The sequence below is a fragment of the Pseudomonas sp. CFII64 genome, assembly GCF_000416235.1.
In the GTDB taxonomy this organism is placed as follows: domain Bacteria; phylum Pseudomonadota; class Gammaproteobacteria; order Pseudomonadales; family Pseudomonadaceae; genus Aquipseudomonas.
On sequence record NZ_ATLO01000010.1, the window covers coordinates 138,046 to 159,929 of the forward strand.

A 21,884-nucleotide genomic window follows, 5' to 3' on the forward strand; every position below is an offset into this window, starting at 1 on the left:
TCACCGCGGCGACTGATTCGCGGGCAAGCCGCGCTCCAACGAGTTGCGTTTCGACATTCACTTGGCTACGCAGTCATAATGACCGCATTCTCGGTCATTAATCAGTCAACGGAAGCGCAATGACAAACCCCTTGTTAGCGGCATTGGTGCCTCTGGTCGCTGACCTGAGTCGGGAATTGCCTGATGATGAACGCTATCGGCGTTTGCTGCAGGCGCTGCGGCAGTTGTTGCCGTGCGACGCCGTGGCGTTGCTCAGGCTTGAGGACGATGTGCTGATTCCCCTGGCGGTGCAGGGCTTGAGCGCGGACACCCTGGGGCGGCGCTTCAAAGTGGCGGAACACCCGCGTCTCAAGGTGTTGCTGGAAAGCCCCGGCCCTACGCGCTTTTCCACCGACTGTGAATTGCCGGACCCCTACGACGGACTTGTAGAAGGACATCCGGGCCATCTCGAAGTGCATGACTGCCTGGGTTGTCCACTGTATTTCCAGGACAAGCCCTGGGGCCTGATTACCCTGGATTCCCTGGACCCCTCGCGCTTTGGCAGTGTCGATCTGGACAATCTGCAAGCGTTCGCCAGCCTGGCCGCCGCGACCGTCATGGCCAGTGAGCGGATCAAACAGCTGGCGCGCGGCTTTGAAGATCAACGCCAACTGGCTGAAGTCTATAAACGTGCGGCTGGCGGTCGAAGTCCTCGGGAATTGATCGGGCAGAGCGCCGTACACAAGCGGATGCAGCAGGAGATCCAGCTGGTCGGCAACAGCGCCTTGTCGGTGTTGATCACCGGCGAAACCGGGGTCGGCAAGGAACTGGTGGCCGAGGCCATTCATATGAGTTCGCCACGCGCCCAGAAGCCGCTGATCAGCCTTAACTGCGCCGCGCTGCCGGAAATGCTGGTGGAGAGCGAGCTGTTCGGCCATGTCAAAGGCGCATTTTCCGGTGCCGTGAACGGCCGCAGCGGCAAATTCGAACTGGCCGATGGCGGCACCATTTTTCTCGATGAAGTTGGCGAGTTGCCGCTTCCCGTTCAATCCAAGCTGTTGCGGGTATTGCAAAGCGGCCAGTTGCAGCGGGTCGGTTCAGATCAGGAACACCATGTGGATGTGCGAATCATCGCCGCTACCAACCGGGATCTGGCCGAGGAAGTGCGCAGCGGCCGCTTCCGGGCGGATCTGTATCATCGATTGAGTGTTTACCCGCTGTTGGTGCCGCCATTGCGCGAGCGGGGCCGCGACGTCCTGCTGCTCGCGGGCTTCTTCCTTGAAGAGAACCGCGCCCGCATGGGGCTGCGTAGCCTGCGCTTGAATGTCGACGCGCAGAAATTGCTGGTCAGCTACACCTGGCCGGGCAATGTGCGCGAGCTCGAACACTTGATCAGCCGCGCAGTGCTCAAATCCCTTTCGGCCCACAAGGAGCGTCCGCGCATTCTGACCATTGAGGCTGCCGCGCTGGGCCTGAATGATGAAGTCGCCGTCAGCCATTCCTCGGCCCCGGCAGTCCCCGCAACCGTCGTGGCCGGCGGCACGCTCAAGGATTCAGTCGACGCGTTCCAATGCCGGGTGATCGAGGAGGCTTTGGCCCGCCATCAGGGTAAATGGGTCGATGTCGCCCGTGAGATGGGCCTCGACCGCGCCAACCTCAGCCGCCTGGCCAGGCGCCTGGGAATCCGCTAGGGCGCGCCAGCACCGTTGACAGGTATCGTGGAGAACCGCGCTGTGTACTGATTGATCATTTGGTCAAAAAAGACTGAATTTTTCCCTCGGGCCAAAGGTCATCTACTGCTCTAAACAAACAGTATGAGGCACTGCCTGGATGTCCCAGTACAAACATTACCGAATTGATTACCTGTTCAACGGCGCCTTCAAATCGTTCTATATCAGCGCTGAACGCATGGACAATGCCGAAGCCTGGCATCACGCAAGCGTCGATGCCGGCATTGCCCGCATCCCTAAATATCGTCTGGAAAAGGTCGCCCGCGTGTCCAAGCCTTACGCCGAACACTTCGGTGTTACCGACGTCGAGTGGGCACAAAGTTGATGCCCGGTGCCGGCCGCCCTTCGATGGGTGTGGCCGGCGACCATTAGGCTGTCAGGGGCAGGGATCTGCGCTTTCTAATGCTTGTCCCGCCCGGCATGAAAATCGCCTTTTTCCGGCACCAGTTCCGTTCCCGGCTCAAACCCGGCTTCCGGGTCGTCCTCTTCGCTGATCGGGTCTGGAACGGTTTCGGGAAAGGTCACTTCATCGGGATCGACATCTGGATTTTCCGGGCGGGAACCGGCCATGGTGCACCTCATCTGTGGATTGGTCAGGATCGGGTATCGGTTTGGATGGTCAGGCATTCAACCGGTTCACTTCAGTTGATTACCGGCAGCTTGCACCACCCGCCGGTAACCCTCGTCACGCATCAGCGGTGAGCGATATTTTCCAGTGCCAGGTTGCGGGTGCGCGGGCCGAAGGTGCTGATGGTGATGATCACGATCAACATGCTGCTGACGATAAACGCCAACACCCCCGGTGTGCCGAAATGCTCCAGAAAGAAGCCGATCAACAAACTGCTGAACACGGTTGATAAGCGACTGAACGAGTAACAGAAACCCACTGCACGGGCGCGAATGTTGGTCGGGAACAATTCACCCTGATACGAGTGATAACTGAAGCTCAGCCAGGCATTGCAGAAGGTGATCATCACGCCGCAAAACACCAGGCCTACTGCTGAAGTCTGAAACGCAAACAGGGTGCCGAAGATCATCGAGCCCAACGCCGAGCCGACGATCTGCCATTTGTTCTCATAACGATTGGCAAACTTCACGAACAGCAGCGGACCCAGCGGATAGGCGAGGGTGATCACGAAGGCATAACCCAGGCTGTGGGTGAGGCTGACGCCCTGGCCGGTAAGCAATGCTGGCAGCCAGTTGCCAAAGCCGAAGAAGCCGATGGCCTGGAAAATATGGAACACGATCAGCATCAATGCCCGACGACGATAAGGAGGCTTCCAGATATCGGCGAAACGCCCACGACCTTCGACAGCAACCACTTCCGGCTCGGGCACGTCCAGCGGTTTGCCGTGTTCACGCAGACACTTGGCTTCAATGTCATCCATGATGCGTTCGGCTTCGTCGAAGCGCCCATGCTGGGCGAGCCAGCGCGGTGACTCGGGAAGGCGCGAGCGCAACCACCAGATGAACAGCGCGAAAACAGCGCTGGCCAGCACCACCCAGCGCCAGCCGGAAATCCCGAACGGTGCTTGCGGCACCAGCCACCAGGACATCAGGGCAAGGGCCGGCACCGAAAGGAACTGGATAAAAAACGCGAAGGCAAATGCCGAACTGCGGATGCGCTTGGGCACCAGCTCCGACAGGTAAGCGTCAATGGTCACCAACTCGATACCCAAACCGATACCCACCAGAAAGCGCATGCAAATGATGCCCAGCGCGGAACTCTGTACGCCCATGAGCACGGTGGCGACGGTGTACCAGATCAGCGCGAAGGTAAAGATGGCCCGGCGTCCGAAACGGTCGGCAATCGGGCTAAGCAGGCTGGCACCGAGAAACAACCCGAGAAAGGTCGCCGAGGCAAAGGCGGCCTGATCGGAAAAGCCGAATACGCCTTGTGCACCGTTGGCAAAGATACCGTCACGCAGCAGACCCGGACTGATGTAGGCGGTCTGGAATAAATCGTAAAGCTCGAAAAAGCCGCCGATGGACAACAGCGCGATCAGACGCCAGATCGTCGCGACGGCTGGCAAGCGATCAATGCGCGCGCTGATGGACGCTGCACGAACAGGATCAACCCCATCGGATTGGATTTGCGGCGTCACGCTGTCCGCCGGTGATAAAGAGGTCATGGGTCAGATTCCGGAATTGCGGGATCCCACATGATAGAGCTTTTACATTTTGAAATGATTGTTTAGATCGGTTGGTTATAGCGAATCTTGGCTGTTAATTGCGAAAAAGTCGGGAATTTAAGGTTTTTATGCCGAACGGTCGCTCGGAGTTGAGCTCCGCTGCTATACCGATTTTGGGGCTCCGTTGGCCGGATGCTGGGCAACTAAGCTGAACCTCGGCGTTAAACCTGTAGTCAGCCCATTACCTACCACCTGTGAGGAAGCAGCTTCTATGGCGACTATGAAAGCGATAAGGATTCACCAGTTTGGTGATTCGAGTGTGCTGCGACTCGAATTTATTGAAATCCCTCATCCGCAAGTGGGCGAAGTATTGGTAAAAATTGCCGCTGCGAGCGTGAACCCGGTGGACTACAAGATTCGACAAGGCGAATTTCCGCCGGTCGGCGAAGAGAAGTTGCCCATCACCCTGGGTCGGGATTTCTCCGGCGTTGTGGAGCAGGTGGGCAGTGGTGTGGGAAGTTTTGCCAAAGGCGATCGGGTTTTCGGGATGGTCGGCGGTGATGCCAGCTATGCGGAGTACGCCGTGATCAAGGTCGAGCATTTGGCAAAGATTCCGGAAAATTTTGATTTCATTCATGCTGCGGCCGTGCCTTTGGCGGCGCAGACCGCGTGGCAGGCGTTATTCGATCACGGCCATCTTGAGGCGGGGCAGCGGGTGTTGATCCAGGGCGCCAGCGGAGGCGTCGGGCACTTTGCCGTGCAACTCGCAGCGGCCAAGGGCGCGATGGTCTACGCCACCGGTTCGGGAAAAAGCGCGCAGTTGATCAGTACACTGGGCGCGGACCGGGTCATCGATTACACCAAAGAACGTTTCGAGGATGTGTGCGCGGATATGGATCTGGTGGTCAACCTGGTGTCCGGCGAAATGCAGCAGCGGTCCTGGGCGGTATTGCGACCTGGCGGCATTCTGGTTTCTACCTTGAACGAGCCGGTTCGAAATCGACCTGACGCGTATGGCAAGAACAGCTGCTTTTTTCTGGTAGAGCCCAGCGGTAGGCAGCTCGCAGATATCGCGCAGTTGATAAAGGGCGAGCTGGTCAGCGTGAAGGTCAACGTCACTTTCCCGCTGAAAAGCGCAGCGGCGGCTCAGGATTACCTGGAAAAATCCCACATTGAGGGCAAGGTGGTTCTGACTGTCGATGGGTGAGGGTTGACTGCGCTGCCTGTGGAGCACAAAGCAATCCGTAGGATCGGCTTTAGCCGGGAGGAAGCAGGTAGATTCGCTGCAGTTGCATGGTCAGACCCTCCGCCCTCCCGGCTAAAGCCGGTCCTACGGGATGTAGTCAACTTCAAAGGGGGGGTCTGATGGGGATCAAGACGGTCTCTTCACGACGAAGGCAGCGATATTTTGCGTATCAAGATATGTCGCAAAACTTTAACATCGACACCCCGTTCCGCTGCCCGTCTGGTCCCCGTGAAGTTCAAACTGCCCACCACCGCCACTGCACCGTTTTGTCCGTCTGCGGTCACCGACAGCGTCGCCATCCCCGCCAATGCCTCTCTGGCGCGCAAGATGCTGCTGTTTGTCGGCCCCGGCCTGTTGGTTTCCATCGGCTAAATGGACCCCGGCAACTGGGCGACCGCCATCGAGGCTGGCTCGCGCTTCGGTTATTCGCTGCTGTTTGTGGTGGTGCTGGCGAGTCTGTCGGGCATGGTGTTGCAGAACTTGTGCTCGCGGCTGGGCATCGCCACCGGGCGCGACCTTGCGCAGTTGTCCGCGGCGCGTTACAGCCCGCGCGTCGCGAAAGGTCAGTGGTTATTGGCGGAGCTGTCGATTGTCGCCACCGACCTTGCCGAGGTATTGGGCGCGGCGTTGGCCTTTCATCTGTTACTCGGCGTGTCGATCACTGTCGGCGTGGCGCTGACCGCCTTCGATACGCTGATCGTGCTAGCCTTGCAAGGCGCCAACTTCCGACGTCTGGAGGCCATCGTCCTGGGATTGATCGCGACCATCGGCGCCTGTTTTACGGTTGAGCTGATCCTCATCAAGCCATTCTGGCCGGACGTCTTTGCCGGGCTGAAACCCAGTTGGGATGTGCTCAGTGGCCAAGAGCCGCTGTACATCGCCATCGGTATCCTCGGCGCGACCGTCATGCCGCACAACCTCTACCTGCATTCGTCAGTGGTGCAGACCCGTGTCAACGGCAGCGATAACGCCAGCAAGGCCAGCGCAATCAAATTCGCCCGCTTCGACACCATTGCATCCTTGAGCCTGGCCTTGCTGATCAACGCTGCGATCCTGATTCTGGCGGCGGCTGCATTTCATCAGAGCGGGCATACCGAGGTGGTGGAAATTCAGGACGCTTATCACTTGCTTGATCCCTTGGTGGGCGGTGCCGTGGCCAGCGTACTGTTTGGCATTGCCTTGCTGGCGGCTGGGCAAAGCTCGACGTTTACCGGCACCATTGCCGGCCAGGTGGTCCTTGAAGGTTTCTTGCAGGCGAAGATTCCCTGCTGGCAGCGGCGCTTGATCACCCGCGTCCTGGCGTTGATTCCGGCCCTGATCGGCGTGATGTGGCTCGGTGATAGCTCGGTGGGCAAGATGCTGGTGCTCAGTCAGGTGGTGCTCAGCCTGCAACTGCCATTCGCCCTCTGGCCGTTGATTCGCTTCACCAGCGACCGGCATTTGATGGGGCCGTTCGTCAACAGCCGGTTGGTGCAGACTGCCGCCTGGAGCCTGTTCGGCCTGATCTCGGCGGCGAACCTGACGCTGCTGTGGTTCTGGATCAGCTGATTTCGACCTGAACTCCCCGGGCGCCTTTGACTCACAACCCTGTCAGCCAATCAGGCGTCTGCGAGCAGGAGCGAGTTTTTTGAAAGTCGAAAGTGCAAGTATTCCCGGCGCTGAACGGCAAAGGGGCAAGGTTTTCGAGACCGATCTGCCCGCGCGTCTTGATCGTCTTCCCTGGGGTCGTTTCCACACGTTGCTGGTCTTTGCGCTGGGTATTACCTGGCTGCTGGACGGCCTGGAAGTGACGCTGGCCGGTTCGGTTTCGGGCGCGCTCAAGTCCAGCGAACTGTTGCAGATGTCCAACAGCGAAATCGGCCTGGCGGGCGGGGTTTATATCGCCGGCGCTGTGCTGGGTGCCTTGTTTTTTGGCTGGCTGACCGATCGCCTCGGGCGTCGCAAGTTGTTCTTCGTCACCTTGATACTCTACGTCGGCGCCACGGCGGCCACCGCATTTTCCTGGAATGTCGCGAGTTTTCTGCTGTTTCGCTTTCTCACCGGGATGGGCATCGGCGGTGAGTACACGGCGATCAACTCGACCATTCAGGAATTCACCCCGGCGCGCTACCGTGGCTGGGTGGACCTGACCATCAATGGCACCTTCTGGTTGGGCGCGGCATTGGGCGCGGCTGGCTCGATTGTCTTGCTCGATCCGCAATGGGTTGGCGGCGATCTAGGCTGGCGGCTGTGCTTCGGCATTGGCGCGGCACTCGGGCTGATCATCCTGTTCATGCGCCTGTGGCTGCCGGAAAGCCCGCGCTGGTTGTTGATCCACAATCAGGCCGATGAAGCGCGACGCATCGTCGAGCAGATCGAAGCAGGCATGATCAAACAGGGTCGCCGATTGCCCGCCGTCACCAGCAAGCCGTTGCGTTTGCACGCCAGGGATCACACACCGCTGGGGGAAATATTCCAGACCTTGTTCGTCAAATTTCGCCAGCGGGCGTTGGTCGGCATGACGCTGCTGACGGCCCAGGCCTTCTTCTACAACGCGATTTTCTTCACTTACGCGCTGGTGCTGACTGATTTTTACCAGGTTCCCGCTGAGCAGGTCGGCTGGTATGTGTTGCCGCTGGCCTTGGGCAATTTTTGCGGCCCGTTGCTGCTGGGGCGCTTGTTTGATGTGATTGGCCGCCGGGTGATGATCAGCCTGACCTACGGAATCTCCGGCGTGCTGCTGGCCATCTGCGGGTATTTGTTTCAGCAAGGCGTGCTGGATGTGACGCAGCAGGCGATTGCCTGGATGGTGATCTTCTTCTTCGCTTCAGCCGCAGCCAGTTCGGCCTACCTGACAGTCGCCGAAACCTTTCCCCTGGAGATTCGTGCTTTGGCGATTGCCGTGTTCTACGCCTTCGGCACCGGGCTGGGTGGAATTATCGGGCCCAGCCTGTTCGGTTACCTGATCCAGACCCATGACCGCAGCAATGTGCTGATCGGTTATTTGATCGGGGCGGGGCTGATGATTGTGGCTGCAGTTGTTCAGGGGATCTGGGGCGCAGCGGCCGAACGCAAGTCGCTGGAACAGGTGGCCAGGCCGCTGTCGCAAGCTCAGGATTGAGCGCAGGGCGGTTGACGTTGGGCGGTTAGTGCAGGGCGAACAGGGCGCCGCGCTTGGTCAGCAGAATGTGATCGGCGGAGAGGAAGAGCAGACCCAATGGATCACTGAGAACGCCATAGATGAAGTTGCCGGTGATCATGTCCAGCTCAAACAAGTCTCTGAGCCCCAGAAGGTTATCTTCTGCATCCCCGCGCAGGGCCAGTGACGAGCTGTAATCAACAATCGACAGCTGAGCGATCAGTGACTGCAGTAAGACTGAATTGCTCTCGATAGACATGGCGTAACCCTGAATGCATAGCGTACAGATTGCAACGCTATGCAGGTGGGAAGCCTGTTATCGCCGTTGGTTCAGTTGCTTATCACTAAACTGGACCAAAGGTACTGACGCGGGCCTGAATCAAGGCTTGATCCGATCCGCAACGGTTCTCAGATCATCGACCGTATCTTGCAGCTTGATGACCTGCTGGCTCACATCAGCAGCATCCCTGGCGTGGATCGAATGCTGAAGAAAGACCGCATGGCCGGCCAGGTTCAGGGAAATACTTTCCAGATCATTTGCGGTTGTTTGCAGGTCTTTCTGAATGTCTTTCAAGGATCATTGCTCGCAATTACGACTCAAAGCCGAATCGTTTCGGCCATTGAGGTCAGCAGGGTTTCAGGTTTTATTTGCTGCGCGCCTTGGCCTCGGCAGCCAGGCATTCCAGAGCGAACTGCTCGGTGTAGGTCATCTGGATCGGGGTTGTCTCGCCCTTGACGGTACGTTCGCCTTCCAGGATGTAACGCATGCGTTTTTCGGTGACGCCAATGCGCTTGGCGATCCAGGAGGGCGTCTGACCGATGCGGCTGATCAGTTTGTCAGCGTATTCGGTGGCCGGGTTGTAATGTTCAGCGTTGGGGGTCATGTCGCGTCCAGATAAAGTGTTGCGGCGATGGCATCGCATTCCGGCGACATAGTGCTTGAATCAGCAACCCATGTCTCCTGCGGGCGGTCAGCAAATCAGCTGATCACTCGTCTTCCTGTTCAGAGTACGAGTCCAGCAGCGCTGCCAGGGCCAGGGTGCGTTGCAGCCCGGAAGTCGTCGCCATGATTTCGGCGACCGCAGCAATGGCGGCTGCCTTGGCTTCGGCGCGCTCTGCGTCGGTATTGTTAAGCGTGGCGTCCTGCGCGGCTTCGATGATCGATTGCTCAAAGCTGTTCATAGGTGTGCTCGGCAAGGAAAGGTTTTCCGGATAAGGCTCTGAAACGGCTACAGCTGCACATCATTGACAGGCTCCAGGCGCGGCGGGGCGGGTTCGTCGAGCATGTCCAGCACCGAGATTTCGATGTCACGGCACAGTGCGTTCAACGGCAGATCATTGGGTTGGGTGTCGAAAGGGTCGGCGATCTGGTCGCCCAGCGCGTCCAGTCCGAAAAAAGTATAAGCCAATACCAGCACCGCAAACGGCGTAAACCAGCCGATGCTGTCCACCAGGCAAAACGGCAGCAGGAAGCAATAGACATGCACGATGCGGTGCAGCATCAGAATGTAAGGGTAGGGGATTGGCGTATTGCTGATGCGTTCGCAGCCGCCCAACACGTAGGACAAGCGGTTCAGTTGCTGATCCATGTCGGCTTTCAACGGGTCACCGATGCTGCTTTGCCGCGCTTGTTCCATCAGCCGTTGGCCGATCAGGCCCAGCAGCACGCTCGGCGGGTTTTCCTTGTCGAAGGTGGCGCGTTGCAGCGCGGGCTCCAGTAGCCGACAGCTGTCCTCACCGGGCTTTTCGCCACGCAGCCAGTCCTTGAGCAAGTAGCTGAAGGCAATCAGCGAATCGAGGAGGGCGCGTCGTTCGGTGGACGGCAGGTTAGGCATCATGCTCAGGTTTTGCCGGGTCAGGTTGCGGGTCACAATGGACAGCTCGGACCACAACGTGCGCGCTTCCCAGAACCTTTGGTACGCCACGGTATTGCGAAAGCCAAGAAAGATCGCCAGGGTCAGGCCCCACAGGGTGAATGGCGTTGCAGTCAGCACTACTTTGTAATCGAACAGCTTGCCGTGGGTCGCGACCACCACCGAACTGATCAGCATCGTGAACAGAACTTTGGGCCAGATCGCCGGCACGATAGTGCCGCGGATGGCAAATAACAGCGCCCAAAGGGACGGTTTCTGTGGGCGGGTAATCATTGCGCAGCTCTGTCTGGGAAAACAATCCCGGCAATTCTGCCCTATCGGCGCCAGATGATCAGCATTTGCGTTGCCTGGCGGCGGGTTTTTTGCACACGGCTGGGTAATTTTCTTCAATACGCTGCGCATGCTCATCTTTACCCTGATCGACTCATTTTCGGGTTCAGTCAGGGTATTCAGATGAGTGTGTTTCTTTCCATGGCCGCCTTTGCGCTGGCTTCGTCGATCACGCCGGGCCCGGTCAATATTGTTGCCTTGAGTTCGGGAGCGAGATTCGGTCTCGGACCGGCGTTGCAACATGTGACCGGCGCAACGCTGGGCTTCACGTTATTGCTGGTGTTGACCGGTTTCGGCTTGCATGAGGTGTTGATTCAGTGGCCGTTCCTGACTGAAGGGATCAAGTGGGCAGGGGTGGCTTTTCTGTTGTACATGGCGTGGAAACTGGCCCGAGACGACGGCCGCTTAAGCGTCGATCAGGCCGGTGACCGGCCGACCATGCTGTACGGCGCGATCATGCAATGGCTCAATCCCAAGGCCTGGCTAGCGTGTATTGCCGGGATGGGTGCCTTTGCCGCCAGCGGTGAAGCGCGGCTGATCTGGCAGTTTGCCGCGATCTACCTGGTGGTTTGTTATTTGTCTCTGGCGTGCTGGGCGTTTGCCGGGACTTTCCTGCGCCACTATTTAAGCAGCGCGCTGGGCATTCGCGTGTTCAACCGTTGCATGGCCTTGCTGCTGGTGGGCTGCGCCTGGTATCTGCTGGCCGCTTAAAGCTTGTATTGGCCTGGCGTCGCGGCGAGATGCTTTTTGAAAGCCCGTTGAAAATGCGCCTGATCGGCAAAGCCGGTTTCCTGGGCAACATCGGCAATCAAACGACCGCTTTTGAGCTGGGTGCGGGCGTGTTGAATCCGTCGATTGATCAGGTAGGCATGGGGCGTCATGTGGTAGCGCTGCTCGAAGGCGCGAATCAGGTACGACGCCGATATATTTGCAGCGTTGCAGATATCGTCGAGGCTGATCGCGGCCTTGAAGTGATCGTTGATGTACTGCTCAGCCCGTTCTACGCGATTCACCGGTTGATCGACCTGCAGCACGGCACTGCCCAGTGTCTGTTGCATCAGGGTGAAGAAGGTAACCGCAGCACATTGCTTGCCGAGCACATCCGTTTCGGCGTCGATCAAGGTGGCGTACAGCTGATTGATCCCTCGATATAACTCAACGGAGCTGCTGTGCGTCTGGGCAATGGGCTGGAAATCGAGATTGGCGTCCATCCCCAGCTCATGCTGAAGGTTTCGTAGCCACAGGCTGTCGACGTACAGCATCAGGTACGACCAATGCTGGTCGGCAATCGGGTTGCAGGCATGCACATCACCTGGATTCATCAGCACCACAGTGCCGCTTTGCACGCGCTGGCGGGTTTTCTCATGCAGGTAAGTGCTTTGCCCGGCGGTAATTGCGCCGATGGAAAACACCTCATGAGAGTGTTTGGCATAGCAAAGCTTGCGCCCATCGCCCACCGAGCGCGCCTCGATGAAAGGCAAGCGCGCGTCGCGCCAGAAAAACGGTGCGGCCGAGTGATCGGCGTTTTGCTGGTCCATGCCGGGTGAGTCCCAAGGAGTCATGTGGATAAGTGAGATTAGCCTATCTCGCATTCAAGCGGCATTGTGCAACTCGAGCAACCCCTGAAACCAGTCCATGAACACCCGACAGCGTTCCGGCAAGTGACGGCGATGGGCGTACACCAGGGAAATTTTCATCGGGGCGGGACGAAACTCAGGCAGGATTTCAATCAAGTCGCCGCGCAACAGATGTTTACGCATGCCCATGCGCGGCGACTGGACGATGCCCAGATTGCCCAGACAGGCGGCTTCATAAGCCTGAACATTATTGACGGTCACACTGTGGGGCATTGCCACTGTGCAGGTTTTGTCTTGATCCTGGTATTCGAAGTGCGCAGTGCTCGCGCCGAACGCCATCACATAGTTGATCAAACGGTGCTGCTGCAACTCCGCGAGGCTGGTCGGCACGCCATATTGCCGCGCATAACCGGCACCGACGCAATTGACCATCGACAAGTCGCCCAGGTTGCGCGCCACCAGATGCGAGTCCGGCAGCTCGCCGATGCGCAAGACGCAATCGAAGCCTTCGCGCACCAGATCGACCCGCCGATCCGTGCTGCTTATTTCCAGATCGATCCCTGGATGCAGGCTCAGAAATTCACTCAGGCGCGGCAGGAGAATGTTGTGTGCCATGGCGGTGGGCATATCGACTCGCAACCGACCGCTGAGCATTGCATCGTTGCGGAACAAGCCTTCAAGCTCATCCATTTGCGCCAGCATGTCCTTGCTGCGTTCGTACAAAAGCTGTCCATCAGGCGTGACCTGAACCCGGCGCGTGGTGCGCAATAACAAGCGCGTGCCAAGCAGTTCTTCGAGGACCTGGACCTGTTCGGACACGGTCGAGCGCGGCAGGCCCAAGGCTTCGCTGGCCTGGGTGAAGCTCGAAAGCTCGGCAACGCGCACGAAGGTGCGCAACAGTTCGAGTTTGTTCATGGATTGGCAAACCTGTGAGTCGGGCTAATTGTTCGGTTGAGGCGACTAGTTATTTCGATTTTTCACAGTTTATCGCGTGTGTAGCGAACAATAGACTCGTTCCCACTCCCTGACCACTCCCTATGAGGAATGCCCCATGAACAAGAAAATCGCTCTGATCACCGGCGCCAGTCGCGGCCTTGGCAAAAGCACGGCGTTGCATCTTGCGGCTCAAGGTGTGGATGTCATCGGCACTTATTACAGCAAGCAGGCCGAAGCCCAAGCGGTGGTCGCTGAAATTGAGGCGCTTGGTGGTCGTGCACACATGTTGCAGCTGGATGTCAGCGACAGCAGCAGCTTCGATGCTTTCAGCGCGCAACTTGCCCAGACGCTTGGGGACGTTTTCCAGGTCAGTCAGTTTGATTTTCTGGTCAACAATGCGGGCGTCGGCATTTACAACAGCTTCGCTGAAACCAGCGAGGCGCAGTTCGATCAGTTGGTTGATATTCACTTCAAAGGGCCGTTTTTCCTGACCCAGAAACTGCTGCCATTGCTGGCTGACGGCGGGCGCATCGTCAACGTTTCCAGCGGACTTGCGCGTTTCAGCCTGGTTGGCTACGCGGCCTATGCCTCGATGAAAGGTGCCATCGAAGTCTGGACCCGTTACCTGGCCAAGGAACTGGGACCACGCGGCATCAACGTCAACGTGCTGGCGCCTGGCGCGATTGCGACTGACTTTGGCGGCGGAGCAACGCGCGACAATCCTGAGGTCAACCAAATGATCGCCTCCAGCACCGCACTGGGACGTGTCGGCGAAGCCGATGATATCGGTGCAGCGATCAGCATGTTGCTGGGTGACGGCGGGAAATGGATCAACGGGCAGCGGATCGAGGCGTCAGGCGGGATTTTTCTCTAAAACCTGTAGGGGCCAACAAGTTGGCCCCTACAGGCTGTTATTTAGTGACCGGCACGATCTCGGTGATCTGGCCGTTGGTGGTCTGCACCATCACGTACTTGTCATTGATCTTGACCCATTGGGCTTCTTTGGACGGCTCTTTCAAGCCACGCTTGCTCCAGTCCTTCAGCGCGGCGTCGGGGCGCTGGAATTTGGCAGGAGCGCGGTCGCCTTTTTCCAGGTCGCGGATATTCTCTTTGGATTGTTCAACTGTCGGTTCAGACTTTTCCTGAGCCTGGACGGCGACACTGGTGACAGAAACGCAGCCAAGAATAGCCAGACAAGCGATGAGCGATTTACGGTTCATAAGTAGTTCCTGATGTGCTAACGGCTCAGTGCGTAATGCTCTGTTCGTGTAGCTAGGACCACCGCTGTCAAAAAACATTCGGTTTGAAGATGCCGTTCGCCCCAACTGCACACAGGCGAACGGCGCGTGGATCAGTTTTGCAGTTCAGCCGCGACGGTCTGTGCCAGCGGCACGGTCTGGCGACCGATCAGCGAACTGAGCTGATGCCCCTCATCGAACAGCGCGCCCTTGGACGCGCCGGCATCCGAGTCGCTCAACAACGCCGCGACGAAATTCGGCAGACCCGCCTGAATCAACGCGGCTTTGAAGTCAGCTTCAGGCAGGTCGGTATAGCCGATGGCTTGGCCGGTCTGCTTCGACAATTCAGTGGCAAACTCAGCGAGCGTGTAGGAATCGTCTCCGGCCAATTCGTAGCTGCGACCCGCCTGATTGTCCTCGGCCGTCAACACTGCCACCGCCGCAGCGGCGTAATCAGCTCGCGGCGCGGAACTGATCCGGCCATTGCCGGCGCTGCCGAACACCGCGCCATGCGCCAGCGCGCCGGGGATGCCGGCCGTGTAGTTTTCCGTGTACCAGCCGTTACGCAGCAGCACGAAAGGCAGGCCTGATTTGTGCAGCGCCGCCTCGGTCTGACGATGTTCGACGGCCACGCTCAAGGGTGAAGAATCGGCGCGCAGCACACTGGTATAAGCGAGCAGTTGCACGCCGACGCGCTTGGCGGCATCGATCACGGCCTGGTGCTGCGCCGCACGTTGGCCCAGTTCACTGGAGGAGATCAGCAGCAGCTTTTCTGCACCTTTGAATGCGCTGTCCAATGTTTCTGGCCTGGCATAGTCGGCATGCCGGACCTTGACGCCCAGGGCAATCAGGTCGGCGGCTTTTTCCGGGCTGCGCACGGCCGCGACGATCTGCGCGGCCGGGACGACCATGAGCAATTGTTCGATGACCAGGCGGCCGAGTTGGCCGGTTGCACCTGTGACGACGTACATGGCAGATTTCCTTGCTAGGCATTTAAAGAAGCCCAAGCATAAGCATCATGCTAACCTTTCGTAAGTACGTACAAAAAGGTAAGTGTCATGACGCAACGTGAAACGGTTCCCACAGAGTTCTGTTCGACCCTCATGCAAGCCCGTTCCGGGGAGCTGATGGCCACCGATTGCCCATCAAGAATTATCCTCAGCCATGTCTGTAGCCGCTGGGGCGTATTGGTCCTGGTGGTGCTGCGCGGCGGCATGCATCGCTTCAGCGAACTGCGGCGCAAGATCGGCGGTGTCAGCGAGAAAATGCTGTCGCAAACCCTGCAGAATCTGGAACACGATGGCTTTGTCGAGCGCAAGGCGCTGCCCGTGGTGCCACCCCACGTCGAATACCGGTTGACGCCTTTGGGGGAAGAAGTGGCGTTGCAGGTCGATACGTTGGCGAGCTGGATCGAAGGGAATCTGCCAAGAATCATGGAGGCGCGGGGTCTGTAGGATTTTATTCCGAACAAAAAAATGCCCGGCCTCATCACAAGGCCGGGCATTTTTCATTGCGGCGTTTTACTTGGGCTGCAATTGCTCGCGCACAGCCTTGACGTCCGCGCTGGACACGGCCGGTGCCGCGTTGCCCCAGCTGTTGCGCACGTAAGTCAGGACGTTGGCGACGTTGTCGTCGGACAGCGCCCAACCCAGGGATGGCATCGCCGGTGCGGTCGGAGCTGCATCGGTGGCGCCAGCGCGGCTGCCGGCCAGCACAACACGGATCATTGACGATGCATCGGCACCGTTGACCAATGGCGCCATGGCCAGTTTCGGGAACAGGTTTTCTGCGCCTTCACCGTTGCCGACGTGGCACGCCGAGCAGCGATCAGCGTAGATCGCCTTGCCCGCGACCATTGCGCTGTCGGTCGCCGCCAGGGCTTTGGGCGGATTGGCGGGCTTGCTGCCGTCCTTGAGGAACACCGCAACCGCCATCAAGTCTTCGTCTTTCCAGTGCTGGGAAGAGTGCTCGACTTCTTCGGCCATGGGGCCGGAGGCGATGTCGAAGCGGTTGGCACCGGTTTTCAGGTACTTGACGATGTCGTCCTCGGACCAGCTGCCAATGCCGCTGTGAGCGTCGGCGGTGATGTTCGGCGCGACCCAGTTCTGCAGGTTGGCGCCACCGAGGAACTGGTCGTTTTTGTCACCGCCCGTCAGGCTTTTCGGCGTGTGACAGGTGCCGCAGTGACCCAGGCCTTGCACCAGATACGCGCCACGGTTCCACTGCTCGGTCTTCTTCGGATCAGCCTTGAACTCGCCTTCCTGGAAGTTCAACAGGTTCCAGCCCAACAAACTTGTGCGAATGTTGAACGGGAAGGGCAGCTGATTGGTTTCGACCTTGTTGTCCGCAGGCTCGATGGTTTGCAGATAGGCCCAGATCGCCTGATTGTCCTGACGCAGCACCTTGGTGTAAGCGGTGTACGGCATCGCGCCGTACAGACGCTTGCCGTCCAGGCCGTGACCTTTGGACATGGCGTTCTGGAAATCTTCGAAGCTCCAGCGACCAATGCCGTTGACTGGATCAGGGGTGATGTTGGCACCCAACAGTTTGCCGAACGGCGTGTCCAGCACGACGCCACCGGAAAACGCCGGTTTGCCGGGCAGGGTGTGGCAAGCCGTGCAGTCGCCCAATGTCGTCAGGTAGCGGCCTTTTTCCACCAGATTGTAGGAATCGGCACCGGTGGCACCGTGTGCAACGTTGAGGGCCAGGCCCAGCACGCCTGCGCAAACCGAAAGAAGAGTCTTCATACGGTGATCATCTCCCCAGGGCGTTTCAGGTAGCGGGTGCGAATCGCATCGGCGGCCTTGAAGGCCAGCGCCGCAACGGTGCCGGTGGGGTTGTAGCCGGGGTTCTGCGGGAAGGCGGAGGAGCCGACCACGAATAGATTCGGCACGTCCCAGACTTGCAGGTATTTGTTCACCGAGCTGGTCTTCGGATCGGCGCCCATGATGAAGCCGCCAACGATGTGCGAAGACTGATACGGCGCGCTGTTCCAGTGACCGGTTTGCGCGCTCGGGACCATTTGCCGCGGGTTCATGCTCTTGGCGATTTCCTGGACTTTACCGGTGACGTACGCGGCCATCTTGCGATCGTTTTCCGGGAAGTCGAAGGTAATGCGCAACAGCGGCCGACCCAGTGGATCTTTGTAGGTCGGGTCCAGCGACAGGTAGTTGGTGCGTGTCGAATAGCTGCTGGCTTCGCAACCGATGGACATGGTGCTGGCGTAGTTCTTCACGGTCGCCTGTTTCCATGCCGCGCCCCAGGCCGGAGTGCCGGGTGGCAAAGGCCGCGAGTCGATGGGCGCTGCGCCAATCGGTGTGACCCGGGTGCTGCCGCCGCCGACAAAACCAAGTCCCGAATGGTCGAAGTTGTCGTTGTTGAATTCGTCGATGCCCATGCCGATGGCGCCGCCACCGATAAACGGGTTGAAGTTCTTGTCGTCGAAGAACATCCGCACGCTGTTGGCGGTCTGGTACGCGTAGTTGCGGCCCGTGGTGCCGGTATTGGTGACCGGATCGTAAGGCTTGCCCACGCCGGAAAGCAGCATCAGGCGCACGTTTTCGAAGATGAACGCGCTGATCACCACCAGGTCGGCCGGTTGCTCGAACTCGTCACCGTTGGCGTCGACAAAGATGATCCCGGTCGCTCGCTTGCCGGTGCTGTCCATGGTCACGCGCAGCACTTCGCAGTTGGTTTTGGCGGTGAAGTTCGGCTTGCGAATCAGTACTGGCAACACCGTGGTGATCGCGCTGGCCTTGGAGTAGTTGGCGCAACCGTAGTTGGTGCAGAAACCACAGAAGGTACAAGCGCCCATGGTCACGCCAAGGGAGTTGGTGTAGGCACGGGACACCAGCGCTGACGGCACCGGGAACGGCTTGTAACCCAGATTGCGCGCGGCTTCGGCGAACAGCGTTGGCGCGTAGGTCTGCTCGGTGGGCGGGTTCGGGTATTCCTCGGAACGTGCGCCTTCGAAGGTATTGCCGCCTTCCTGGATCACGCCCTTGATGTTGCCAGCCTTGCCGGAAACGCCGGCCAGACGGTCGAACTTGGTGTAGAACGGCTCCATCTCTTCCCAATCGGTGCCCCAGTCTTGCAGGGTCAGTTCCGGGGACAGCTCTTTGCCGTAACGCTCGGTCAGATAGCTGTGCAGACGAAATTCGTGGGGCTGGAAGCGGAAGGTGATGCCCGCCCAGTGATTACCCGCGCCGCCCGTGCCGTTGCCGGGGTGGAAAGAGCCCCAGGTGCGCATCGGCAACGCCGTTTCGGTGACGCTGTTACGCATGGTGGTGGTGTTTTGCTTGGTGCGCAGCATCAGTTCCTGACGGCGCGAATAGCGCAGCTCGTCGGTGGCCGAGGCGATGTTGAAGTCACTTGCGGTGTCTCGCCATGGGCCGCGTTCGAAGCCGATAACGCTCAGGCCTTCATCGGCCAGTTCGTTGGCGATGATGGAACCGGCCCAGCCGAGTCCGACAACCACGACGTCGGTGGAAGGTAGTTTCTTAGCCATGTCCAATTAACCCTTTTTGTTCCAGGCGGAGCTGCCGATGATGGAAATCGGTACGAGGTCGAGCTTCTGGTTATGCAGGCCGATGTAGTCGCGGTAGTCATAACGCGCGCCGGGGAAACCGATCATTTTCCACGACACCATGTCGCGGTTGCCGCCATAGATCGGGTCGGCGAAGAAGCCTTCCATCGTGTTGCCCAGCACCTGCTGGAAGAACAGCTTGGCGTCGATGCCATCAAGGCTGATCGCACCTTTTTCCAGATCCGTCAGGATTTTGTCCTTGTCTTCGGCACTCAGGGCGCTGAAGGCTTTCTGGAATTGCTTCTGGCAATAACCGGCCAGACCGGCCAGCCCCAGGCGATAACGCTGTTGGGGCACCAACGGCGATTGATCACCCTGCATCGGCGTGCCTTTTTCGAACGGACCTTGCATATACAGGCGGTCGAATGTGCCGTATTCGCCGGCCAGCTGGCGGTCGATGAACACCGCGCAACCGGCGTCCTTGCCGCTGACACTGAGGTCGTCGGCGGGAATGAGCCGTTCAACGATGGCTTCGACTTCACGCGCTTCGTCGGCGGTGAAAAACTGCCAGCCGGGCGTGTCGTAGTGCATCGGACCGTTTCGGTCAAAGGGCACCCATTGCGGCAGGCCGGCCAGGGTTGCGGCCTTGGCGCTCGCGGCGGCACCGACGGCAATGGAGGTGGCGGATGAGACCAGAAGTTGGCGCCGGGTCAGGCCTTTGGAGGGTTTTTCAGACATTCAGGACTCCTGCGAAGACCGCTGACGGGCGAACACAAGCAAGCCCCGTCAAGGGCTGGTTCTTCGAGATCAGTGCACGGTTTTACGTCCGCGTCAGGCAACCGACGGGACGAATGAGAGCTAACGCGAGGGTGTGGCATTTAGTCTCTGGTCATGCTGCATGCGAAAGGCGCACGCTGAGCGGGACAACTCCAGAGATCGCAGCCATCTTTTCCACGGGTTTAGCCATCATAGATGTGTTACTAAAAGTTGCACTGCCTTCATTTTGCAATTAACTGTTACGGTAATTGCAATAATACCCTGCTTGATCCTTTCTGATACCGTTTTCAGAAGACAAATCTCTTCATATTCATGCGCGTTGCTATCGTGGGCAGGCATAATCCAGGAAATATTTATTCATACATATTTTCGCGTAACCTTCCAAAGGTTCGTCATTCCACCGAGAAGCTGTAGCAATGCCTGATCCAATACCTTTGAAGGATCACGAAAAAGAGACGCGCCTGGTCAACAAACGGTTGATCGCCTGCGCCTTGTTCGTGGCCATATTGAGTTGCTGTCTGGTGGCCAGGATGTACTTCCTGCAAGTCACCGAATTTGCCTATCACTCGACGATTTCCGAAAACAATCGCGTGCACGTATTGCCGATTACGCCGGAACGCGGCCTGATCTTCGACCGCAACGGTGTGGTGCTGGCCGACAACCGTCCGAGTTTCAACCTGACCCTGACCCGCGAGCGCGCAGGGGATTGGCGTCGGGTCATCGACGAACTCATGGAGTTGCTCAAGCTCCCCGACGAAGACCGGATTCTGTTCGACAAAGACCTCAAGCAGGCGCGTCATCCTTTCGAGCCGGTGACGCTGTTATATGAGCTGACTGAAGAGCAGATCGCCGTGCTGGCGGTCAATCAGTTCCTGTTGCCGGGCATCGAAGTCGAACCGCAGTTCGTCCGCCATTATCCGCTGGGTGCGCATTTTGCCCATTCCATCGGCTATGTCGGGCGCATCAACGAGAAAGAGTCCAAGCAACTGGATTCCGTGGATTACCGAGGCACGCAATCCATCGGCAAGACCGGCATCGAGCGATTCTACGAATCGGAACTCCACGGCCATGTGGGTTATGAGGAAGTCGAGACCAACGCCCAGGGCCGGGTGTTGCGGGTGCTCAAACATACCGATCCGACGGCGGGCAAGAACATCACCCTGAGTCTGGATATCCACCTGCAGGAAGCGGCCGAAGAAGCCTTGGGCGACCGGCGTGGTTCGGTGGTGGCGCTGGACCCGGAAACCGGCGAAGTGCTGGCCATGGTCAGCAAACCGAGCTTTGATCCCAACCTGTTCGTCACCGGTATCAGCTTCAAGGAATACGCTGCGCTGCGTGATTCCATCGATCGGCCACTGTTCAACCGAGTGCTGCGCGGGCTCTACGCGCCGGGCTCGACCATCAAACCGGAGGTCGCGATTGCCGGCCTGGACAGCGGCGTGGTCAACGCGTCGACGCGGGTCTTCGATCCCGGCTATTTCCAGCTACCGGACTTCGACCACAAATACCGCAACTGGAACCACAGCGGCGATGGCTGGGTGGACCTGGACGCGGCGATCATGCGCTCCAACGACACCTACTTTTATACCCTGGCGCACAAGCTGGGCATCGACCGCATGCACGATTACATGACGATGTTCGGCCTTGGCCAGAAAGTCTCGCTGGACATGTTTGAAGAAGCCGCAGGACTGATGCCGTCCCGGGAATGGAAGCGCGCCACCCGGCGGCAGGCGTGGTTCCCCGGCGAAACGGTGATTCTCGGCATAGGCCAGGGCTACATGCAGGTCACGCCTTTGCAGCTGGCGCAGGCGACGTCGTTGATCGCCAACAAAGGCGTGTGGGTTCGGCCGCATCTGGCGATGACCGTCGGCAATGTCGCGCCGGTCGACGAGCATCCGATGCCCAATATCGTGTTGCACGATCCGAGTGAGTGGAATCAGGTCAACGAAGGCATGCAGATGGTGATGCATGATGCCCGTGGCATCGCCCGCGCTGCGGCGCAAGGCGCGCAATACCGAATTGCTGGCAAGAGCGGCACGGCGCAAGTGGTGGCGATCAAGCAGGGCGAGCGCTATAACCGCTTGAAGACCCTCGAACGCAACCGCGATAACGCCTTGTTCGTCGGCTTCGCCCCGGCGGCGCATCCGAAGATCGTGGTGTCGGTGATGATCGAGAACGGCGAAGCGGGTGGCCGGGTTGCCGGTCCGGTGGTGCGGCAGATTCTCGACGCCTGGCTGCTGGACAAGGACGGCAAGCTCAAGGCGCAATACGCCACCCCGACCAAGCCGGAAGTGCCGCATGTTTAGATGCCGAAGCGCTCCAACGGACCTGCGATCTGATCTGATCTGAACTTGTCCCGACCGCAGCGGGTCGATGACTGATGCGTGCCGCAATACCGGCACGATCCAACATCTGTCTCGAC

Annotated in this window: 24 protein-coding genes; 10 read left to right on the forward strand and 14 right to left on the reverse strand. The window is 58.8% G+C overall.

All coding sequences use genetic code 11. The features are described from left to right. Positions 1–119: 119 nt before the first annotated feature. Both norR and CFII64_RS05560 read left to right on the forward strand, forming a co-directional pair. Positions 120–1,670 carry a nitric oxide reductase transcriptional regulator NorR gene (gene norR / locus CFII64_RS05555; RefSeq protein WP_020289791.1) on the forward strand — a complete coding sequence of 517 codons (1,551 nt, stop codon included), beginning with the start codon at positions 120–122 and terminating at the stop codon, positions 1,668–1,670. 139 nt (positions 1,671–1,809) lie between these two features. Further along, positions 1,810–2,034: a DUF6555 family protein gene (locus tag CFII64_RS05560; protein ID WP_020289792.1), complete on the forward strand. Its 225-nt coding sequence runs from the start codon at positions 1,810–1,812 to the stop codon at positions 2,032–2,034. A gap of 74 nt (positions 2,035–2,108) precedes the next feature. Here the strand turns inward: CFII64_RS05560 and CFII64_RS29710 are convergent, their stop codons facing one another. Both CFII64_RS29710 and CFII64_RS05565 read right to left on the reverse strand, forming a co-directional pair. Then, complete coding sequence (locus CFII64_RS29710; RefSeq protein ID WP_020289793.1) at positions 2,109–2,279, reverse strand: hypothetical protein; 171 nt, start codon at positions 2,277–2,279, stop codon at positions 2,109–2,111. Positions 2,280–2,401: 122 nt separating this feature from the next. Beyond that, entirely contained in the window at positions 2,402–3,841 is a 1,440-nt protein-coding gene (locus CFII64_RS05565) for an MFS transporter (RefSeq protein WP_020289794.1), read from the reverse strand. A 271-nt stretch (positions 3,842–4,112) separates the two neighbouring features. Here CFII64_RS05565 and CFII64_RS05570 point away from each other — a divergent pair, with 271 nt between their 5' ends. From CFII64_RS05570 to CFII64_RS05580, 4 genes are all read left to right on the forward strand, one after another. Next, positions 4,113–5,048, forward strand: coding sequence for an NADP-dependent oxidoreductase (locus CFII64_RS05570; RefSeq protein WP_020289795.1), 936 nt, complete (start codon positions 4,113–4,115; stop codon positions 5,046–5,048). 267 nt (positions 5,049–5,315) lie between these two features. Next, on the forward strand, positions 5,316–5,459 hold the full coding sequence (locus tag CFII64_RS30205; protein ID WP_020289796.1) for a manganese transport protein MntH: 144 nt from the start codon (positions 5,316–5,318) through the stop codon (positions 5,457–5,459). Next, positions 5,460–6,635, forward strand: a complete 1,176-nt coding sequence (locus CFII64_RS05575; RefSeq protein ID WP_020289797.1) for an Nramp family divalent metal transporter — start codon at positions 5,460–5,462, stop codon at positions 6,633–6,635. A gap of 79 nt (positions 6,636–6,714) precedes the next feature. Beyond that, positions 6,715–8,187 (forward strand): MFS transporter, encoded by a 1,473-nt coding sequence (locus CFII64_RS05580; protein WP_020289798.1) that lies wholly within the window; start codon positions 6,715–6,717, stop codon positions 8,185–8,187. A 25-nt stretch (positions 8,188–8,212) separates the two neighbouring features. On the opposite strand, the gene CFII64_RS05585 is transcribed toward CFII64_RS05580, so the two are convergent. The 5 genes from CFII64_RS05585 to CFII64_RS05605 form a co-directional block, all read right to left on the reverse strand. Continuing rightward, a complete protein-coding gene (locus CFII64_RS05585) occupies positions 8,213–8,464 on the reverse strand; it encodes a hypothetical protein (protein WP_020289799.1) in 252 nt (83 codons plus the stop codon). A 120-nt stretch (positions 8,465–8,584) separates the two neighbouring features. After that, on the reverse strand, positions 8,585–8,779 hold the full coding sequence (locus CFII64_RS05590) for a hypothetical protein (protein ID WP_020289800.1): 195 nt from the start codon (positions 8,777–8,779) through the stop codon (positions 8,585–8,587). A 70-nt stretch (positions 8,780–8,849) separates the two neighbouring features. Beyond that, positions 8,850–9,089 carry a hypothetical protein gene (locus CFII64_RS05595; protein ID WP_020289801.1) on the reverse strand — a complete coding sequence of 80 codons (240 nt, stop codon included), beginning with the start codon at positions 9,087–9,089 and terminating at the stop codon, positions 8,850–8,852. Positions 9,090–9,192: 103 nt separating this feature from the next. Beyond that, positions 9,193–9,387 (reverse strand): hypothetical protein, encoded by a 195-nt coding sequence (locus tag CFII64_RS05600; RefSeq protein WP_020289802.1) that lies wholly within the window; start codon positions 9,385–9,387, stop codon positions 9,193–9,195. A 47-nt stretch (positions 9,388–9,434) separates the two neighbouring features. Beyond that, the gene (locus CFII64_RS05605; protein WP_020289803.1) at positions 9,435–10,352 is read right to left on the reverse strand and encodes a bestrophin family protein; all 918 of its coding nucleotides are present in this window, start codon (positions 10,350–10,352) and stop codon (positions 9,435–9,437) included. A 180-nt stretch (positions 10,353–10,532) separates the two neighbouring features. On the opposite strand from CFII64_RS05605, the gene CFII64_RS05610 reads away from it, so the two are divergent. Further along, entirely contained in the window at positions 10,533–11,120 is a 588-nt protein-coding gene (locus CFII64_RS05610; RefSeq protein ID WP_020289804.1) for a LysE family translocator, read from the forward strand. On the opposite strand, the gene CFII64_RS05615 is transcribed toward CFII64_RS05610, so the two are convergent. Together CFII64_RS05615 and CFII64_RS05620 are read right to left on the reverse strand one after the other, a co-directional pair. Further along, complete coding sequence (locus tag CFII64_RS05615; protein ID WP_020289805.1) at positions 11,117–11,947, reverse strand: AraC family transcriptional regulator; 831 nt, start codon at positions 11,945–11,947, stop codon at positions 11,117–11,119. The genes CFII64_RS05610 and CFII64_RS05615 overlap by 4 nt on opposite strands. 54 nt (positions 11,948–12,001) lie before the next feature. After that, a complete protein-coding gene (locus CFII64_RS05620; RefSeq protein WP_020289806.1) occupies positions 12,002–12,901 on the reverse strand; it encodes a LysR substrate-binding domain-containing protein in 900 nt (299 codons plus the stop codon). A gap of 136 nt (positions 12,902–13,037) precedes the next feature. On the opposite strand from CFII64_RS05620, the gene CFII64_RS05625 reads away from it, so the two are divergent. Next, positions 13,038–13,796 carry an SDR family NAD(P)-dependent oxidoreductase gene (locus CFII64_RS05625; protein ID WP_020289807.1) on the forward strand — a complete coding sequence of 253 codons (759 nt, stop codon included), beginning with the start codon at positions 13,038–13,040 and terminating at the stop codon, positions 13,794–13,796. A 37-nt stretch (positions 13,797–13,833) separates the two neighbouring features. Here the strand turns inward: CFII64_RS05625 and CFII64_RS05630 are convergent, their stop codons facing one another. Both CFII64_RS05630 and CFII64_RS05635 read right to left on the reverse strand, forming a co-directional pair. Next, positions 13,834–14,142: an RcnB family protein gene (locus CFII64_RS05630; protein ID WP_020289808.1), complete on the reverse strand. Its 309-nt coding sequence runs from the start codon at positions 14,140–14,142 to the stop codon at positions 13,834–13,836. A gap of 131 nt (positions 14,143–14,273) precedes the next feature. Further along, entirely contained in the window at positions 14,274–15,131 is an 858-nt protein-coding gene (locus CFII64_RS05635) for an SDR family oxidoreductase (RefSeq protein ID WP_020289809.1), read from the reverse strand. Between the two features lie 87 nt (positions 15,132–15,218). Between CFII64_RS05635 and CFII64_RS05640 the strand changes: the two genes are divergently transcribed. Further along, entirely contained in the window at positions 15,219–15,614 is a 396-nt protein-coding gene (locus tag CFII64_RS05640) for a helix-turn-helix domain-containing protein (protein WP_020289810.1), read from the forward strand. A gap of 66 nt (positions 15,615–15,680) precedes the next feature. Here CFII64_RS05640 and CFII64_RS05645 read toward each other — a convergent pair whose 3' ends face one another. From CFII64_RS05645 to CFII64_RS05655, 3 genes are read right to left on the reverse strand one after another with little or no spacing between them, the layout of a single operon-like run. Then, positions 15,681–16,907 (reverse strand): cytochrome c, encoded by a 1,227-nt coding sequence (locus CFII64_RS05645; protein ID WP_020289811.1) that lies wholly within the window; start codon positions 16,905–16,907, stop codon positions 15,681–15,683. Beyond that, the gene (locus tag CFII64_RS05650) at positions 16,904–18,667 is read right to left on the reverse strand and encodes a GMC family oxidoreductase (protein WP_020289812.1); all 1,764 of its coding nucleotides are present in this window, start codon (positions 18,665–18,667) and stop codon (positions 16,904–16,906) included. The genes CFII64_RS05645 and CFII64_RS05650 overlap by 4 nt, the downstream gene beginning before the upstream one ends. A gap of 6 nt (positions 18,668–18,673) precedes the next feature. Continuing rightward, positions 18,674–19,423 carry a gluconate 2-dehydrogenase subunit 3 family protein gene (locus tag CFII64_RS05655; RefSeq protein ID WP_020289813.1) on the reverse strand — a complete coding sequence of 250 codons (750 nt, stop codon included), beginning with the start codon at positions 19,421–19,423 and terminating at the stop codon, positions 18,674–18,676. Between the two features lie 455 nt (positions 19,424–19,878). Between CFII64_RS05655 and mrdA the strand changes: the two genes are divergently transcribed. Further along, positions 19,879–21,768, forward strand: coding sequence for a penicillin-binding protein 2 (gene mrdA / locus CFII64_RS05660; protein ID WP_020289814.1), 1,890 nt, complete (start codon positions 19,879–19,881; stop codon positions 21,766–21,768). Positions 21,769–21,884: the final 116 nt, after the last annotated feature.